The organism is Streptomyces sp. NBC_00464 (genome assembly GCF_036013915.1).
Lineage (GTDB): Bacteria > Actinomycetota > Actinomycetes > Streptomycetales > Streptomycetaceae > Streptomyces.
This window is the reverse complement of sequence record NZ_CP107899.1, coordinates 401206-418841: the sequence shown is the minus strand read 5'-3', so window position 1 is coordinate 418841 and position 17636 is coordinate 401206. Positions and strand designations below refer to the sequence as shown.

Here is a 17636-nt window from a genome sequence, read left to right as displayed (position 1 = left end):
TATGGCCCCGGGGGCCCGCTGGCAATTGCTCCCCGGTCCTTCCGTGTACGTCGCCTAACGCACGGTGACCTGATCCCCGGTCGACGACTTCGCCCCGGAGGTGGGGTTTCCGTAGTACGTCCACCGCCAGGTCCCCGAACCGGTGGCCTTCACCGTGGTCCTCAGTGTCCCTGTCCTGTTCGACATCGCCTTCTTGACCGTCGTGTACGAGGAGGCGCCCGCCGCCTTGAACTGGAGGCTGACCGTGCGGCCTCCGTACCCCTGGTAGGTGTGGGTGTCCCAGTTCGCCCGTGTGACCAGCCCGGTCACGGTGATCGTCTTCCCTCTCGCGACCGGCTCCGGCGAGGCGTTGACGGTGACGCGCGTGGCCCGCTTGACCTGCAACGGGAGGGCTTTGTCATCCGTGTCGTGGGCGTCGCCGGCGAGAAAGACCTGAGCGGCGGTTCGCCAGGTGCCGGCATCCTCGTTGCCGAAGTCGTGGTTCCGCGGGTCGATGTACAGCCATTCCTTGAAGCCGCAGACTCCTTGCGCCTTGTCCACGACCTTGCAGTCGCTGGTGACGACGGAGCTGTGCAGCGTGTCGCCGGTGTCGGGCTTCCCCCGGTAGGGGTACACCGTCGGCCCGAAGTCGTATCTCAGTTTCGTCGTCATCCGGAAGGTCGCGGGCACCACGACCTCCTCCTTGACCCCGATCACGATCGGTTTCCCACCGTTCACCGAGACCCGGCCGAAGGCGACCCCGCCCTCCGCCGCCCCGGCGGGCACCGCAGCCATCCCTGTGAACACGATGGCCGCTCCACCGGCCACCATCGCATTCCGCATCGTCTTCCCCATGTTCGAGCTCGCCCTTTCCCCTGCAGCCTGGACCGAACGCGTAGGACGCAATCGGTCGGAGGTTCGTCCTCGCGACTGACTGATGGGACAGGAGAGGGCTGTACGTGGTTGTACGGGGTGCGGCAACGATTTGATCAACACGGCATCGTCCTGGTCCGGTTAGGGTTCCGGTTCCGGTTCAGCAGTTCGGTGACGACCGGCTTTCGGGCGGGCCTGCGAGCTGCGGATCGGGGTCTAGAGTCGTTCGAATGCTGGACTACGACAACGAGGCGGCGACCTACGACGCCACCCGCGGCGGAGTGCCCCGGGCGGAGGCGGCCGCCGGTGCGGTGCTCGGCCTCGTCCCGCCCGCCGCCCGCACGCTGCTGGACATCGGCTGCGGTACGGGACTGGTCACCGAGCGGATCGCGGCCGGCCGGCCCCGGCTGCGGGTGTTCGGCTCCGACGCCGCCCACGGCATGGCCCGCGTCGCAGGGCAGCGCGTCGGTGGCGTGGTGCTCGCCGACGCTCGCCGGCTGCCCCTGCCCGATGCGGCGGTCGACGCGGTGACGGCGGTCTGGCTGCTGCACCTGCTGCGCGAGGAAGGGGCCGCGCGAGCGGTGGTGGCCCAGGCGGCACGCGTGCTGAGGCCCGGCGGTGTGTTCGTCACCACCGTCGACAAGGACGCGGCGCACGATGTCGGCAGCGACATCGACGGGGCGTTCGCCCCGTACCTGGCGCCGAGCCCGTCCGATGCGACGGAGCGGATCATCGAGTACGGCGCCGCACACGGCCTCGATGTGGCGGGCAGTGCCGTCTTCCGCGGCCATGGACAGGGGCGGACGCCGTTGAACGCCGCCCGGGGTGTGCGGCGCGGTTACTTCGTCTCGCGCCTGGCCCTGTCCGGGACGGATGCCGAACAACTCGCCCAGGTCCTGACCGCGCTGCCCGGGCCCGAGCATCGGCGCGCGGATCCGGAGTACCGGCTGCTGGCATTTCGCCGCCGACAGGTCCCGGGGCGCGGCTTGCCGGAACGGCAACAAAGTTTGCCCCATGGCTGAGGTGTGGTGAGTCTGATGCCATGAGCAACCACACCGGACACGGGCACCACCACGACAGCAGCCACGGGCACGATCACGGGCACGGTGGTGCGCACGGGCACCACCAGGACCCGGCCGACTTCGACTGGGACGTCATGGGTCCGCTGCTGGAGCAGAACGCCGAACTCAGCAGCGAGCAGTACACGGAGGCGGCCCGTTGGATCGCCGGGCTGCCCGACGCCCCGAAGGTGCGCCGGGTCCTGGACATCGGCAGCGGGCCGGGCGTGATCTCCTGCCTGCTGGCCGAGGCGTTCCCGGGGTCGGAGGTAGTCGCAGTCGACGGCACCCCGGCCCTGCTGGAGCGCACTCGCGAGCGCGCGCAGCGACTCGGGCTCGGAGACCGGGTCACCACCCTGCACGCCGACATCCCGGACGGTCTGGCGGAGCTGGGGCAGGCGGACCTGGTGTGGGCCGGCAACGCGCTGCATCACATGGGGGACCAGCGCGCCGTGCTGGCCGGCTTCGCCGGGCTGCTGAACCCCGGCGGCACCGTCGCGCTCGTCGAGGGCGGGCTGCAGCCGCGCCAGCTCCCGCGCGACCTCGGCTTCGGCCGGCCGGGGCTGGAGGCCCGGATGGAGGCGGTGCAGGCCGAGGCCTTCGAGGAGATGCGTGCGGTCCTGCCCGACGCCCGGCGGGAGAACGAGGACTGGGCCGCACTGTTCACCGCGGTGGGCCTGGCCCCGCAGGGCACCCGCAGCTTCCTGCTCGACCTGCCCGCACCGCTCGGCGAGGTGGCGCGTGAGCACGTCATCGCCGAGTTCGCCCGCCGCCGCGACGGGCTGCGCGACTGGCTCGACGCCGACGACATCGCGGTGCTGGACCGGCTGCTCGACCCCGAGGACCCGGCCGGACTGCACCGCCGCCGCGACACCTACCTCCTCATGGCCCGTACGGTCCACCTGGGCCGCCGCGCCTGAGCGGGGAAGCCCGTCCGCAGGGGTGTCCGGATCCGGCCCGATGGAGGAGGATGCGGGGCGGAGGGGATTTGAATGCGTTCAGAAACGTGGAATCAGGGGCCGGGGCAGTCGCGTGTGAGGGACAGGTTCGGCGCGGTGCTGATGACGTCGACGTCGGTGCTGTTCGTCGAGGCAGTGATCGGGGCGATCGCGCTGTTCGTGTGGGATGTGGCCGCGGAGAGCCCGAGCAGCCCGTACAACGCCTTGGGGATCTTCTTCCTGATCGTGCTGGCGCCGTTCCTGGCGGCGGCCGGTGCAGTCGTCGGCTACCTGCTGTCCGTCGCGGTGGTGATGCCGGTCCTGGTCCTGGCCGGATGGTGTGGCCGCAGGTACTCCGGACGCGAGGCATGGTGGTGGGTCCCGGCGTCGGCGGCCGCCGCGACCGTGCTGCCGTTCCTGGCCGCGGTGGCGCTCACGGAGATGGGCTTCCCGGCCGGCCTCGGCGGATGGTTCGCGATGACGGTGGCGCTCGCCGCTGCGGCACTGGTCGCACGCAGACTGCTGTTGCCGGACCGTCCGCGGCTGTCCGGCGGCGTGATGTTCTCAAGGGTGGCCTGGTACGGGACGCTCGCTGTCGTCGTCGCCGGCCTGCTTGCCGGGATCGGCCTGTACGCCGGGATCGGGTACGAGCCTCCGCAGCTGAGCATGGAACGGGTCGCCGGGACGTGGGCCGACGACAAGGACGGCACACTCACCCTCACGGCGGACGGCAGCGCCATGGCGGACCGCGTCGAGACGTTTGAGCACGACTACTCCTTGGAACCCGTGGTGCACCGGTGCACCGGCATCGGGAGCTGGGAGTACGTCCCGGGCGTTGCCGGACCGCGGTCCCAGACGGTGGTCGTGTCCATCCCCGCATGCCCCATGGACCTGTGGGAGGTGCTCGGCACCCCCGGACATCCGAAGCTCTACGTCTACGTCGGCGACCCCGACTCGTGGGACCTGTACATCCTGCGACGCCGCGCCTGACCGGAAGCCGCCCTACAACGTGCCGGACACCGGCTCCAGCCGCCACCACTGGCCGGGCGAGTCGGTGTCCTCCCACTGCTGGACGGGCGCCCCCTTCGCCGTGCTGCCGTCGGCGACCTCCAGGACCAGTCCGCTCACGAAGCTGACGAGCGTCACGGTGCCCGGGGCCTCCAGATGCCGCTCGACCAGCCACTCCTGCGCACCGAAGTTGTTCGCGCGCCACTGCTGGATCACGGCCCCGTTCTCCGTGGAGGCGCCGCGCACGTCCAGCCGCTTGCCGCTGTGGGCGTTGACCACATGGTGCAGGGCCGCGCCCTCGTGGACGGGGGCGAACTCCCAGTGCTGGGCCGACGACCCGTCGGCGTCGTTCTGCTGCACCGGTGCGCCGCCGCCCTTCGCGGCGTCCCGCACCTCCAGCACCAGCCCGCTGCCCACGTTGCGCAGCCGGTAAAGACCCGCCCCGACAGCGGGCGCGGTGTCCCCGGTCATGTCCCGGTCCCTTCGTGGGGCTCGTACGGTTCGTACTGCGACACCGCCGCCCGGCTCCGGGCCGGGCGGCGGTGTCGCAGGTGGTGCAGCGGCGGTACGCCGGGCCTCAGGCGCCGAGGTTGAACTCGCCCGGGTTCGGGCCGAGCCGCTTGCCCTCGTCCAGCGCAGCGAACGCGGCCAGGTCGTCGGCGTCCAGCTCGAAGCCGAACACATCGATGTTCTCCGCGATCCGCGACGGCGTCACGGACTTGGGGATCACCACGTTGCCCGTCTGGAGGTGCCAGCGCAGCACCGCCTGGGCGGGGGTGCGGCCGTGCTTCTGCGCGACCGCGACGACCGTCGGGACCTCCAGGAGCCCCTTGCCCGAACCGAGCGGGGACCAGGCCTCGGTGGCGATGCCGTGCTTGGCGTGCAGCGCGCGCGACTCGGCCTGCTGGAGCTGCGGGTGCAGCTCGATCTGGTTGAGCGCCGGCACCACGGAGGTCTCGCCCAGCAGGCGCTCCAGGTGCTCGGGGAGGAAGTTCGAGACGCCGATGGCCTTCGCGCGGCCGTCGGCGTAGATCTTCTCGAAGGCCCGGTACGTGTCGACGTACGCGTCCTTGGCCGGCACCGGCCAGTGGATCAGGTACAGGTCGACGTAGTCGAGACCCAGCTTGTCGAGGGAGGCGTCGAAGGCGCGCAGCGTCGCATCGTAACCCTGCTCCGTGTTCCACAGCTTCGTGGTCACGAAGAGCTCTTCGCGGGCGACACCGGAGGCCGCGATCGCCTTTCCGGTGCCCACCTCGTTCCGGTAGATCGCGGCAGTGTCGATGCTGCGGTACCCGGACTCGATGGCCGTGGCGACCGCTGTCGCGGCCTCGTCGTCCGGCACCTGCCAGACTCCGAAACCGAGCTGCGGCATCTCGACGCCGTTGTTGAGAGTGAGGGAGGGGACCTGGCTCACGAGCGGTCGATCCTAACGTTGTGGGGGTGGGACTCGGTGGGACTCCCCAGGTGAACGATCAAGACGGCCCGCACATTCCCGTCCGCGCGCCGTTTTCACCGGAACGGTACTCCCGGCGCGGTACGTGCGCCGATCCGCGCACGGGACCGTGACCGGGGCAGGGACCGGGGCCGGTCAGCGGTAGAGCGCGTCCACCTCGGTCGCGTACGCCGTCTCGATCGCCTTGCGCTTCAGCTTCAGCGACGGCGTCAGCAGACCGTGCTCCTCGGTGAACTGGTGGGCCAGGATCCGGAACGTACGGATCGACTCGGCCTGGGAGACCGCCGTGTTCGCGGCCACCACCGCGCGCCGGACCTCCATCTCCAGATCCGTGTCCCGCACCAGTTCGCCCGGGGTCAGCGCCTGCCGCCCCTGCATGGCGAGCCAGTGCTCCACGGACTCCTGGTCGACGGTGACCAGCGCCGCGATGTACGGCCGGTCGTTGCCGACCACGATGCACTGCGCCACCAGCGGATGTGCCCGCACCCGCTCCTCCAGACCGGCCGGCGAGACGCTCTTTCCGCCGGACGTCACCAGGATCTCCTTCTTGCGCCCGGTGATCGTCAGGTAGCCGTCCTCGTCCAGCGCCCCCAGGTCGCCGGTGGACAGCCAGCCGTCGTTGAGTACCGCGTCGGTCGACTTCGGGTCGCCCAGGTACCCGCCGAAGACGTTGGGGCCGTACACCCATATCTCGCCGTCGTCGGCGATGTGCACGGACGTGCCGGGGATCGGCTGCCCCACCGTGCCGTACCGGGTGCGCTCCGGGGGGTTGGCGGTGGCGGCGGCCGTCGTCTCGGTCAGGCCGTACCCCTCGTACACGGTGACGCCCGCGCCCGCGAAGAACAGCCCGAGCTGCCGCTCCATCCCCGAGCCGCCCGACATGGCGTGCCGGATCCGGCCGCCCATCGCCTCGCGCACCTTCTTGTACACGACCTTGTCGAAGAACTGGTGCTGCATCCGCAGCCCGGTGGACGGTCCCGGACCGGTGCCGAACGCGCGCGCCTCCATCGCCTCCGCGTACTTCACCGCGATGTCGACGGCCTTGTCGAACGGCCCGACCCGGCCCTCCGCCTCGGCCTTGCGCCGGGCCCCGTTGAAGACCTTCTCGAAGATGTAGGGCACCGCCAGGATGAACGTGGGACGGAACGACACCAGGTCCGGCATCAGCGCCTTCGCCGACAGCTCCGGCTGATGGCCGAGCTTGACCCGGCCGCGGATCGCCGTGACCTCCACCATCCGCCCGAAGACGTGCGCCAGCGGCAGGAAGAGCAGCGTCGCCGCCTCGTCGCCCGGCTTGGAGTGGAAGACCGACTCCCAGCGGGAGGCCATCGTCTCCGTCTCGAACATGAAGTTGGCGTGCGTGATCACACAGCCCTTCGGGCGCCCCGTCGTGCCCGAGGTGTAGATGACGGTCGCGACCGACTCGGGCGTCACCGCGCGCCGGTGCCGGTGCACGACCTCGTCGTCGATATGGGCGCCGGCCCCGACCAGCTCGGTCACCGCGTCGGCGTCCAGCTGCCACAGCCGCTCCAGCTGCGGCAGCCGGTCGATCACCGACGCGATCGTCATCGCGTGGTCCTCGTGCTCGACCATCACCGCCGAGACCTCGGCGTCGTGCAGCATCCACAGGACCTGCTCGGCCGAGGACGTCGGATAGACCGGCACGGACTGCGCGCCGACCGCCCACAGGGCGAAGTCGAAGAGGGTCCACTCGTAACGGGTACGCGACATCAGGGCGACCCGGTCGCCGAACCGCACCCCGTGTGCGATCAGCCCCTTGGCCAGGGCCAGCACCTCGTCGCGGAACGTCGCCGATGTGACATCCCGCCAGCGTCCGGCCGCGTCTTTCCGGCCGAGAGCGACCCGGTGCGGATCCTCCTCGGCGTAGTCGAACACGACATCCGCGAGCCCGCCTACGTGGGGCGCGGCCGCCATGGGTGGGACAGTGAACTCACGCAATGACCTGCTCCTTGTGGCGCTCCGCACAGCGCCGTGACGCTACCCCACCGGGCGCCGCTCCGGGAGGGCCCGGAGGGGTCCGGACCAGGTGGCATCTGCACTGGTCCGGTGATGAAATCCGGCCAGATGGGCAAGGCCCGGGCGCGCTTCTGACCAAGGAGTAAGTGGCTCGCGCGGGAATCTCCACCGAATCTGTACGCCGCGATCACCGGGTTCTGTACGGATACGGGGGATCGGTCCGCATCTGTCAGGACCTGCCGGGACCGGGCCGGGCCGCCCGGGGCCGCCGCGTACCGCCCATTCTCCCCCGTCCCGCACTCCCTCATGCGCGGTCCCGCGCACTGATCGCACCGATTCCGCCGCGCGGGCGGATCAGCCGGTCACCGCCCGCCAGGATCGCCGCCGACAGCGCGTCCGCCGCCTGCTGCACGCCGCCCGGGTGCCTGCCGTGCAGCAGGACGAAGTCCACGTCGCCGAGCTCCGGCAGCCCCTCCCTGGCCGCCACCGGGGCCAGTCCGGGCGGGACCAGGCCGCGACTGTGCGCCATCACGCCGAGCCCCGCATGGGCGGCCGCGATCAGCCCGCTGAGGCTGCCGCTCGTGCACGCGACCCGCCACGAGCGGCCCTGCTCCTCCAGGACCTCCAGCGCGCGGGCCCGGGTGATGGCCGGCGGCGGGAAGAGGATCAGCGGCACCGGGCGGTCCGGGTCGATCCGCAGCCGCGGCGCACCGATCCAGACCATCTCGTCCTGCCAGACCAGCTCCCCGTGCGTGTCCCCGGTCCGTCGCTTGGCGAGCACCAGATCGAGCCGGCCCGCCGCCAGCTGCCGGTGCAGTGTCCCGGACAGTTCCACGGTCAGCTCCAGCTCGACCTCCGGATGGTCGCGGCGGAAGGACTGGAGGATCTCCGGCAGCCGGGTCAGCACGAAGTCCTCCGACGCCCCGAAGCGCAGCCGCCCGCGCAGCCGGGTCCCGGTGAAGAACGCCGACGCCCGCTCATGGGCCTCCAGGATCGTCCGGGCGAAGCCGAGCATCGCCTCGCCGTCCACCGTGAGATCGACCCGGTGCGTGTCCCGGGTGAACAGCTGACGCCCGGTCGCGTCCTCCAGTCGCCGCACGTGCTGGCTCACCGTGGACTGCCGCACCCCGAGCCGGCGGGCGGCCGCGGTGAAGCTGAGGGTCTGGGCGACGGCGAGGAAGGTGCGCAGCTGTGCGGGGTCGTACATGGAAGGAGGTTATCGCGAACCGTGATCACAGTCAGAGCGGTATACCGGATTCCCGATGTCGGTGATCAGGAGCAGGATGGGGAGGGCACGACCATGATCGAGAGAACACGTGGAGCACATGAGCCGCCGCACCCCGCAGTTGCCGTCCTGGCTGCCGATCGACCCGTACATCCTGGCGTTGATCGGCACCGTCGTACTCGCGGCTCTGCTGCCGGCCTCCGGCACCGCCGCCGATGTGGCGGGCGGGGCCTCCACCGGGGCGGTCGCGTTCCTGTTCTTCCTCTACGGCGCACGGCTCTCCACCGCGGAGGCCCTCGACGGGCTCAAGCACTGGCGGCTCCACCTCACCGTCCTGGCCTGCACCTTCGTCGCCTTCCCGCTGCTGGGGCTGGCCAGCAAGGGCCTGGTGCCGTACGTACTGACGCCCCAGCTGCAGAGCGGCTTCCTCTTCCTCTGCCTCGTCCCCTCGACGATCCAGTCGTCGATCGCCTTCACCTCGATCGCCCGCGGCAATGTGCCCGCCGCGATCTGCGCGGGCTCCTTCTCCTCGATCGCGGGCATCTTCGTCACCCCGCTGCTCGCGGCGGCGCTGCTCGGCAACAGCGGCGGCGGGTTCTCCACGGACGCCCTGCTGAAGATCGGCGTCCAGCTGCTGCTGCCGTTCGTCGCGGGACAGCTGCTGCGCCGCTGGATCGGCGGCTTCATCGCCCGCCACAAGAAGGTCCTGGGCTATGTGGACCGGGGATCGATCCTGCTGGTCGTCTACACCGCGTTCAGCGAGGGCATGGTCGCGGGCATCTGGCACCAGGTCACCCCGGCCCGGCTCGGGGCGCTGCTCGCCGCCGAGGCGGTGCTGCTCGCCCTCATGCTCGCGCTGAGCTGGTACGGGGCGAAGCGGCTCGGTTTCGGCCGCGAGGACCGCATCGCCATCCAGTTCGCCGGCTCCAAGAAGAGCCTCGCATCGGGACTGCCGATGGCCAGCGTCCTGTTCGGCGCGCAGGCGAGCCTCGCCGTGCTGCCGCTGATGCTCTTCCACCAGATGCAGCTCATGGTGTGCGCGGTGATCGCGAAGCGGCGGGCCCGCGACCCGCAGGAAGCGCTCACGGACGGCGCCGGGGCCGTACGGGAGGCCGCGCCGGTGGGCTGAGGCCGGCCGGCGCAGGGGGCGCTCCCCGCCGGCCGGACCCCGACCCGTGCAGCGGGCGCGGCTCCTCCAGGTCCTCTCGACCGGATCAGGCCGGGCTCGTGGGGTCCGCCTGATCCGAACGAAGGACCCTAGCCCTGGACGGCCGTCGCCTCCAGGGCGATGCGGTGCTCGCCCGCGTACACGTTCATGGAAGGCCCCCGCAGGAAGCCGACCAGGGTCAGACCGGTCTCGGCCGCCAGGTCGACCGCGAGGGACGAGGGCGCCGAGACGGCCGCCAGCATCGGGATGCCGGCCATCACCGCCTTCTGTGCCAGTTCGAACGAGGCCCGGCCCGAGACCAGCAGGATCGACCGGGACAGCGGCAGCCGGCCGTCGGTCAGGGCCCGGCCGACCAGCTTGTCGACCGCGTTGTGCCGGCCGACGTCCTCCCGTACGTCGATCAGCTCGCCCGTCTCGGAGAACAGTGCCGCCGCGTGCAGACCCCCGGTCCGGTCGAACACCCGCTGCGAGGCACGCAGCCGGTCGGGGAGCGCGGCCAGCAGCTCGGGGCCGACCCGGACCGGGGGAGTGTCGGCGACCGGGTGCCGGGTCGTGGTGCGTACCGCGTCCAGGCTGGCCTTGCCGCACAGACCGCAGGAGGACGTCGTGTAGACGTTGCGCTCCAGCGTGATGTCGGGGACCACGACGCCGGGCGCGAGCTTCACGTCCACCACGTTGTACGTGTTCACCCCGTCGGCCGTCGCCCCGGCGCAGTACACGATCGACTGGACCTCGGAGCCCTCGCCGATCACGCCCTCGCTCACCAGGAAGCCGGCGGCCAGCGCGAAGTCGTCGCCCGGGGTGCGCATCGTGATGGCGAGTGCCTTGCCGTTCAGCCGGATCTCCAGCGGCTCCTCGGCGACGAGGGTGTCCGGGCGGGCGGAGACGGCCCCGTCCCGGATGCGGATGGTGCGGCGGCGCTCGGTGACCCGTCCCATGACAGTCAGACCCGATTCTGTACGTGTTGGAAGCCGAAACGGCCCTTGATGCAGAGGTTGCCGTGGGTCACCGGGTTGTCGTGCGGCGAGGTGACCTTGACGATCTCATTGTCCTGCACATGGAGCGTGATGTTGCAGCCGACTCCGCAGTACGCGCAGACCGTGGTCGTCTCCGTCTGGGCCGGTTCGTCCCAGGTCCCGGCCGCCCGCATGTCGAACTCGCTCTTGAACGACAGCGCCCCGGTCGGACACACCTCGATGCAGTTGCCGCAGTAGACGCACGCCGAATCGGTGAGCGGCACCCCGTGCTCGGTCGAGACGCGGGCGTCGAAGCCGCGGCCCGCGACCGCGATGGCGAACGTGTTCTGCCACTGCTCGCCGCACGCGTCGACGCACTTGTAGCACTGGATGCACTTGTCGTAGTCGCGGACGTAGAGGTCGTTGTCGACCTTCGGCTCCTCGTTGAGGCGGGCCACGTCGGCTCCGAACCGGCCGGGCTTCGCCTCGTACTCCTTGATCCATTCGGCGGCCCGGGGGGTCGTCGACAGATCGGTGGACGACGCGAGCAGCTCCAGTACGACCTTGCGGCTGTGCCGGGCCCGCTCGCTGTCGGTGAGCACCGTCATGCCCGCCTCGGCCCGGCGCGAACACGCCGGGGCGAGGGTACGGGCTCCCGCCACCTCGACGACACAGACCCGGCAGGCGTTCTTCGGGGTGAGCGTGTCTCCCTGGCACAGCGTCGGGATGTCCTTTCCCGCGGCCCGGCAGGCGTCGAGGATCGTCGACCCCTCGGGAACCCGGGTCTCCTGGCCGTCGAGCGTGAACTCGATCAGCCGGCGCGGCAGTTGCAAGGGAACAGCGGTCACTTGTAGACCCCCAGACGGTCGATGGCGGACTCGACGGCATTCCACGCGGTCTGTCCCAGACCGCAGATCGACGCGTCGCGCATGGCCTGCCCCACCTCGCGCATCAGGGCGATGTCGTCGGCGGCCGCGGCGCCCGTACGGTCCTTGATCCGGTGCAGGGCCTCCTCCTGGCGCACCGTTCCTACCCGGCACGGCACGCACTGCCCGCACGACTCGTCGCGGAAGAACTCGGCGATCCGCAGGAGGATGCGGGGCAGCTCGACCGAACCGTCAAGGACAAGTACGACGCCGGAGCCGAGCGTCGTGCCGGCGGCGCGCGTGCCCTCGAAGGTGAGCGGGATGTCGAGCTCGTCGGGGCGCACGAAGCCGCCCGCCGCGCCGCCGAGCAGCACCGCACGCAGGTCCTGAGGAGGGCCGGCGAGCTCCAGCAGTTCCCGCAGGTTCGCGCCGAACGGCAGCTCGTAGACGCCGGGCCTGGCCACCTGTCCCGATACGCAGAACAGCTTCGTGCCGGTGGACGTGCCGGTGCCGGTGGCCGCGTAGGCGGCGGCGCCGTGCTCAAGGATGGGCAGGACGTTGACCAGCGTCTCGACGTTGTTGACGGCGGTGGGCTTGCCGAAGAGGCCCTTCTCCACCGGGAACGGGGGCTTGGACCTCGGTTCGCCGCGCTGCCCCTCGATCGAGTTGAAGATCGCGGTCTCCTCGCCGCAGATGTACGCGCCGGCGCCTCGCCGTATCTCGATGTCGAAGGCGTACCCCTGTCCGAGGATGTCGGGACCGAGCAGGCCCCGGGTGCGGGCGGTCTCCAGGGCGTGGCCGAGCCGTGCGAAGGCCCGTGGGTACTCGCCGCGCAGATAGATGAACCCTTGGCGGGCGCCGATGGCGTAGCCGGCCACGGTCATCGCCTCGACGAGGGCGTACGGATCGCCCTCCATCAGCACCCGGTCCTTGAAGGTGCCCGGCTCGCTCTCGTCCGCGTTGCAGACGAGGTAGTGCGGGCCGTCGGGCTGCTGGGCCGTGACCTCCCACTTGCGCCCGGTCGGGAACGCGGCACCGCCCCGGCCGACGAGTCCGGCGTCCAGTACTTCGCGGATGACGCCCGCGGGGCCGAGGGTGAAGGCGCGGCGCAGGGCGGTGTAGCCGCCGTTCGCGCGGTACGCGTCGAGGGAGGCGGGGTCGGTGGTGCCGATGCGTTTGAGGAGCACGAGGGTGGGGTGGCCGGCCTGGGGCGCGGCGGTCTCGGGCGGGGGTTCGGCGGGGGTGTGCTCGGGGGAGCGGATCGCGGTGGTGAGGGCGGTGGGGGTGGCGGGGGCGATGACCGCGGTGCGGTGGGGGGCGCCTGCGGCGGGCTGTTCCCCTACCCGCCCCTTCCCGAACCCGGGGGCTCCGCCCCCGGACCCCCGGTCCTCAAACGCCGGACGGGCTGGAAGGGCCGGACGGGCTGGAAGGGGCGGAAGGGGCGGCCGGGCTGGAAGGGGCGGAAGGGCCGGAAGGGGCAGGCGGGCTGGTTCCGGACGTTCGCCCGCCTGGATCAATAGCGCCGCCGGGGCCCTTTCGCACAGGCCCAGGCACGGGCTCTCCTGCCAGACCGCTCCCTCCGTGGCCGTACCTGCCGGGGCGAAGCTCTCCGTCAGGTCCGCGCACACCGCCGCCGAGCCGCGGGCCGCGCAGGCCAGGTCCGTGCAGACGTGGAGGACCTTCGCCGGGCGGGGGCGTACGGAGAACATCGCGTAGAACGTCGCGACGCCGTAGGCCTCCGCCGGGGCCACCGTCAGCCGTCGGCAGATGTAGTCCAGGGCGCCCTCGCTGATCCAACCGATCCGGTCGTTCACCGCATGCAGCGCGGGCAGCAGCTGGTCACGCCGGTCCTTCGCGGCCGACACGCCGCCCCGCGCCCACCGCAGATCCTCGTCGCTGCGCGTCGTGCCGCCCTCCCAGCCCGACGGCGGTGGGCCCAACAGGCCGTCCACCGCGTCACGTTCGGCGTCCGTCGGGGCCGCGTCGGTGTATTTCAGGTCCATGCGGGCACCAGCTTCTCGATCCGTACGGCGGACGCCTTGAACTCGGCGGTGCCGGCGATCGGGCAGTTCGCCTCGATCGTCAGCGCGTTGGTGTCGACCTCGTCCGGGAAGTGCATCGTCATGAAGGCGAGCCCGGGCCGCAGCCCGGGATCGATCCACACCGGCGCGGTCACGCTGCCGCGACGCGACGACACCCGTACCTCCTCGCCGGTCGCGACACCGTAGGCGACCGCGTCCTCGGGGCACAGCTCGATGTACTCGCCGCGGCGCAGGGGAGATGCGTAACCTCCGCTCTGCACACCGGTGTTGTACGAGTCGAGGCGGCGGCCGGTCGTCAGGCGCAGCGGATACACCTCGTCCGTGAGGTCGACCGGCGGATCGTGCTGGACGAGCCCGAAGGGGGCGGCCGGGCCGCGGCGTGCCGGGTCGGTCTCCCAGAGCCGGGCGTGCAGGAAGCTCGACGGGAGCTTCTCCGGGTCGGGGCAGGGCCACTGGAGGCCCTGGTGCTCCTCCAGTCGGTCATACGTCATCCCGAAGTGGTCGGGCGAGAGCGAGCGCAGCTCGTTCCAGACCGTCTCGGCGTCGGTGAACTTCCAGTCGTGGCCGAGGCGTCCGGCCAGGGCGCAGATGATGTCGATGTCCTCCCGGGCCTCGCCCGGTGGGACGAGGGCCGCCCGGACGCGCTGGACCCGGCGTTCGCTGTTGGTCGTGGTCCCGTCCGTCTCGGCCCAGGCGGCCGTCGCGGGCAGGACGACATCCGCGAGTTCGGCGGTCCTCGTCAGGAAGATGTCCTGCACCACCAGGTGGTCCAGGGCCTTCAGTCGTCGTACGGCCTGTTCGCTGTCGGCCTCCGACTGGGCGGGGTTCTCGCCGATGCAGTAGACCGCGCGCAGCTCGCCGCTCTCCATCGACTCGAACATCTCGGTGAGCGTCTTGCCGTAGCGGGGCTGGATGACGGTGTCCCAGGAGCGTTCGAACTTCTGCCGGGACGAGGGGTTCAGGATGTCCTGGAAGCCGGGCAGCTTGTTGGGGATGGCGCCCATGTCGCCGCCGCCCTGCACGTTGTTCTGGCCGCGCAGGGGCTGGACGCCGGAGCCGTACCGGCCGACGTGCCCGGTGAGCATCGACAGGTTGATCAGTGCGCGGACGTTGTCGGTGCCGTTGTGGTGCTCGGTGATGCCGAGGGTCCAGCACAACTGGGCCCGTTCGGCGGTGGCGTAGGCGTGGGCCAGATCGCGGATGGCCTCGGCGGGCACTCCGGTCACCTGCTCGGCAGCCGAGAGCGTCCACGGCTCGACGAGCGCCGCGTACTCCTCGAAGCCGGTCGTCGCGCGGTCCACGAACGCCTGGTTGACCAGTCCGGCATGGATGATCTCGCGGCCGATGGCATGGGCGAGGGGGATGTCCGTACCGACGTTCAGGCCCAGCCAGCTCTCCGCCCACTGGGCCGTCGAAGTGCGGCGCGGGTCGACGGCGTGCAGGCGGGCACCGTTGTGGATGCCCTTCAGCACGTGCTGGAAGAAGATCGGGTGCGCGAACCGGGCGTTGGAACCCCACATCACGATGAGGTCCGTGTGCTCGACCTCCTCGTACGAGGAGGTGCCGCCGCCCGAGCCGAAGGCGGCGGAGAGGCCGGCGACGCTCGGGGCGTGACAGGTGCGGTTGCAGGAGTCCACGTTGTTGGTGCCCATCACCACCCGGGTGAACTTCTGCGCCACGTAGTTCATCTCGTTCGTGGCGCGGGCGCAGGAGAGCATCGCGAAGGCGTCGGGGCCGTGCGCCTGACGGGCCTGCCGGAAACCGGCAGCCGCGCGGTCCAGTGCCTCGTCCCAGCTTGCCTGCCGCAGGACGCCGTCCGTGTCCCGGACCAGCGGATGCGTCAGCCGCTCGTACTGCTTGCGCTCGCGCCGCTTGCGGTTGTCGTTCATGGTGCGCTCCCTGCTGGCGCCGTGGCGGCCGAGGAGGTGGAGGCGAGGAGGTCGGCGAGCGCGTGGACGGCGCGCAGCGTCGGGACGGGTGCCCCGGCCAGGTCGACCAGTTCGACGACGGCCGCGAGGAGCACGTCGAGTTCGAGGGGCTTGCCCTTCTCCAGGTCCTGGAGGGTGGAGGTCTTGTGGTCGCCGACGCGTTCGGCGTCGGCGATGCGCCGTTCCACGGAGATCTCGGGCCGGCAGCCGACCGAGGCCGCGACACCGAGGGTCTCGCGCATCATCGACTCCACGAGCGCGCGGGTGTCCGGGTGGTGGCAGATCTGGCCCATGGTGGCCCGGGACAGCGCGCTGATCGGGTTGAACGAGATGTTGCCGATGAGCTTGATCCAGATGTCCTTGCGCAGATCCGCCTCGACGGGGCACTTGAGCCCGCCGGCGACCATGGCCTCGCTGAAGTCGTGGCAGCGCCGCGACAGGGTCAGGTCGGGCTCCCCGACGGCGAACCGGGTCCCTTCGAGATGGCGGACGACGCCGGGTGCCTCGATCTCCGTCGCCGCGTAGACCACACAGCCGATGGCCCGCTCGGGCGGCAGCGTGGAGCTGACCGTGCCGGCCGGGTCGACGCTGTTGATGCGGCGCCCGGTGTGCGGGCCCGCGAGCCCGTGGAAGTACCACCACGGGATGCCGTTCTGTGCGGCGACGACCGCCGTACGGTCATGGAGCAGCGGGTGGACCAAGGGGCCCGACGCCGTGTACGAGTTGGCCTTGAGCCCGAGGAACACGAAGTCGACGGGCCCGACCTCCGACGGATCGTCGGTGGCCGAGGGGCGTGCGGTGAAGTCGCCGCGGGGGCTGAGAACGCGTACGCCGTCACGGCGCATGGCGGCCAGATGCGGCCCGCGGGCGATGAGATGGACCTCGGCGCCGGCGCGGTGGAGCGCGGCCCCGACATAGGCGCCGATCGCGCCGGCACCGACTACTGCAACTTTCACGGGGCTCTCCGTTCGGTAGCTGACCGAGCGAGGCGGGAGCGGGGAAGCAGCGGGGGGATGAGCGGGTGGGAGAAGTGGGAGGCACTGTCAAGTCGACAGAATATTGTCTACAGTATGCGGTCTGGAGGGTCAAGGCTGTTGTCAAGCCTCCAACCTCCGGCCGGTATTCCTGTGGGATCACGTGCCCCTGTACCGGGCGGTAGCGACCAAGACTGGATGGTTCCTGCCATATGTAGCGAGGGGAACCTGAATATGACCGGCTCACGTGTCGTGGCGCTCGGCCACTATCAGCCCGCCAAGGTGCTCACCAACCACGACCTGGCGGCGATGGTCGACACCAGCGACGAGTGGATCACCAGCCGTGTCGGCATCAAGACCCGGCACCTCGGTGGCCCCGACGAGCCGGTGGACGAGCTGGCCGCGCACGCGGCCGCCAAGGCCCTCGCCGCTGCCGGCCTGCAGCCGTCCGACATCGACCTGGTCCTGGTCGCCACCTCCACCGCGATCGACCGCTCACCGAGCATGTCGGCCCGGGTCGCCGCGCGCCTCGGTATGTCCTCGCCCGCCGTGATGGACATCAACGTGGTGTGTTCCGGTTTCACCCACGCCCTCGCCACCGCGGACCACGCCGTCCGGGCCGGTGCCGCCACGCGCGCCCTCGTGATCGGCGCCGACAAGATGGGCGACATCGTCGACTGGACCGACCGCTCCAGCTGTGTGCTGATGGGTGACGGCGCCGGTGCGGCGGTCGTGGTCGCCGACTCCGGGGCGGATGGCCGGCCCGGGATCGGGCCGGTGTTGTGGGGTTCCGTGCCGGGGATGGGGGATGCGGTACGGATCGAGGGCACGCCGCCGCGCTTCGCCCAGGAGGGGCAGTCCGTCTACCGCTGGGCCACCACTCAGCTGCCGCCCATCGCGCGCAAGGTGTGCGAGAAGGCCGGGATCACCCCCGAGGATCTCGCCGCGGTGGTGTTGCATCAGGCCAATCTGAGGATCATCGAACCCGTCGCCAGGAAGATCGGCGCGGTCAACGCGGTCATTGCCCGGGATGTGGTGGATTCCGGTAATACATCCGCCGCCTCGATCCCGATGGCCCTGTCCAAGCTGGTGGAGCGGGGCGAGGTCGCCACCGGCGCTCCGGCGCTGCTTTTCGGCTTCGGCGGGAACCTCAGTTATGCCGGACAGGTGATCCGCTGTCCCTGAGGCGCG

Annotated in this window: 15 protein-coding genes; 5 read left to right on the top strand and 10 right to left on the bottom strand. The window is 71.0% G+C overall.

The genetic code is table 11. The features are described 5' to 3' along the window. Positions 1-54: 54 nt before the first annotated feature. Entirely contained in the window at positions 55-834 is a 780-nt protein-coding gene (locus OG912_RS01805; RefSeq protein ID WP_327707836.1) for a hypothetical protein, read from the bottom strand. A gap of 248 nt (positions 835-1082) precedes the next feature. Here OG912_RS01805 and OG912_RS01800 point away from each other — a divergent pair, with 248 nt between their 5' ends. The 3 genes from OG912_RS01800 (at position 1083) to OG912_RS01790 (ending at position 3838) form a co-directional block, all read left to right on the top strand. Beyond that, on the top strand, positions 1083-1874 hold the full coding sequence (locus OG912_RS01800) for a class I SAM-dependent methyltransferase (RefSeq protein ID WP_327707835.1): 792 nt from the start codon (positions 1083-1085) through the stop codon (positions 1872-1874). A 20-nt stretch (positions 1875-1894) separates the two neighbouring features. Then, positions 1895-2830, top strand: a complete 936-nt coding sequence (locus OG912_RS01795) for a class I SAM-dependent methyltransferase (RefSeq protein ID WP_327707834.1) — start codon at positions 1895-1897, stop codon at positions 2828-2830. Positions 2831-2944: 114 nt separating this feature from the next. Continuing rightward, the gene (locus tag OG912_RS01790) at positions 2945-3838 is read left to right on the top strand and encodes a hypothetical protein (protein ID WP_327707833.1); all 894 of its coding nucleotides are present in this window, start codon (positions 2945-2947) and stop codon (positions 3836-3838) included. Positions 3839-3850: 12 nt separating this feature from the next. Here OG912_RS01790 and OG912_RS01785 read toward each other — a convergent pair whose 3' ends face one another. The 4 genes from OG912_RS01785 to OG912_RS01770 form a co-directional block, all read right to left on the bottom strand. After that, positions 3851-4327, bottom strand: coding sequence for an RICIN domain-containing protein (locus OG912_RS01785; RefSeq protein WP_327707832.1), 477 nt, complete (start codon positions 4325-4327; stop codon positions 3851-3853). Between the two features lie 106 nt (positions 4328-4433). Beyond that, a complete protein-coding gene (locus tag OG912_RS01780) occupies positions 4434-5270 on the bottom strand; it encodes an aldo/keto reductase (RefSeq protein ID WP_326740065.1) in 837 nt (278 codons plus the stop codon). Between the two features lie 174 nt (positions 5271-5444). After that, positions 5445-7244, bottom strand: a complete 1800-nt coding sequence (locus tag OG912_RS01775) for an AMP-dependent synthetase/ligase (protein ID WP_327707831.1) — start codon at positions 7242-7244, stop codon at positions 5445-5447. 346 nt (positions 7245-7590) lie between these two features. Beyond that, the gene (locus OG912_RS01770) at positions 7591-8493 is read right to left on the bottom strand and encodes a LysR substrate-binding domain-containing protein (protein WP_327707830.1); all 903 of its coding nucleotides are present in this window, start codon (positions 8491-8493) and stop codon (positions 7591-7593) included. 118 nt (positions 8494-8611) lie between these two features. Between OG912_RS01770 and OG912_RS01765 the strand changes: the two genes are divergently transcribed. Next, the gene (locus OG912_RS01765; protein ID WP_327707829.1) at positions 8612-9640 is read left to right on the top strand and encodes a bile acid:sodium symporter family protein; all 1029 of its coding nucleotides are present in this window, start codon (positions 8612-8614) and stop codon (positions 9638-9640) included. Positions 9641-9768: 128 nt separating this feature from the next. Here OG912_RS01765 and fdhD read toward each other — a convergent pair whose 3' ends face one another. Genes fdhD through OG912_RS01740 form a run of 5 tightly spaced genes read right to left on the bottom strand, consistent with a single transcriptional unit; the run spans position 9769 to position 16427 of the window. Next, entirely contained in the window at positions 9769-10617 is an 849-nt protein-coding gene (fdhD, locus tag OG912_RS01760; protein WP_327707828.1) for a formate dehydrogenase accessory sulfurtransferase FdhD, read from the bottom strand. 5 nt (positions 10618-10622) lie between these two features. Then, on the bottom strand, positions 10623-11483 hold the full coding sequence (locus tag OG912_RS01755) for a 2Fe-2S iron-sulfur cluster-binding protein (protein WP_327707827.1): 861 nt from the start codon (positions 11481-11483) through the stop codon (positions 10623-10625). Next, positions 11480-13504 (bottom strand): NAD(P)H-dependent oxidoreductase subunit E, encoded by a 2025-nt coding sequence (locus OG912_RS01750; protein WP_327707826.1) that lies wholly within the window; start codon positions 13502-13504, stop codon positions 11480-11482. The genes OG912_RS01755 and OG912_RS01750 overlap by 4 nt, the downstream gene beginning before the upstream one ends. Next, complete coding sequence (locus OG912_RS01745) at positions 13495-15432, bottom strand: molybdopterin oxidoreductase family protein (protein ID WP_327707825.1); 1938 nt, start codon at positions 15430-15432, stop codon at positions 13495-13497. Before OG912_RS01745 ends, OG912_RS01750 begins: the two co-directional genes overlap by 10 nt. Further along, complete coding sequence (locus tag OG912_RS01740) at positions 15429-16427, bottom strand: 2-dehydropantoate 2-reductase (RefSeq protein ID WP_327707824.1); 999 nt, start codon at positions 16425-16427, stop codon at positions 15429-15431. The genes OG912_RS01745 and OG912_RS01740 overlap by 4 nt, the downstream gene beginning before the upstream one ends. A gap of 252 nt (positions 16428-16679) precedes the next feature. Here OG912_RS01740 and OG912_RS01735 point away from each other — a divergent pair, with 252 nt between their 5' ends. Further along, positions 16680-17630, top strand: a complete 951-nt coding sequence (locus OG912_RS01735; RefSeq protein ID WP_326740074.1) for a beta-ketoacyl-ACP synthase III — start codon at positions 16680-16682, stop codon at positions 17628-17630. Positions 17631-17636 lie beyond the last annotated feature (6 nt).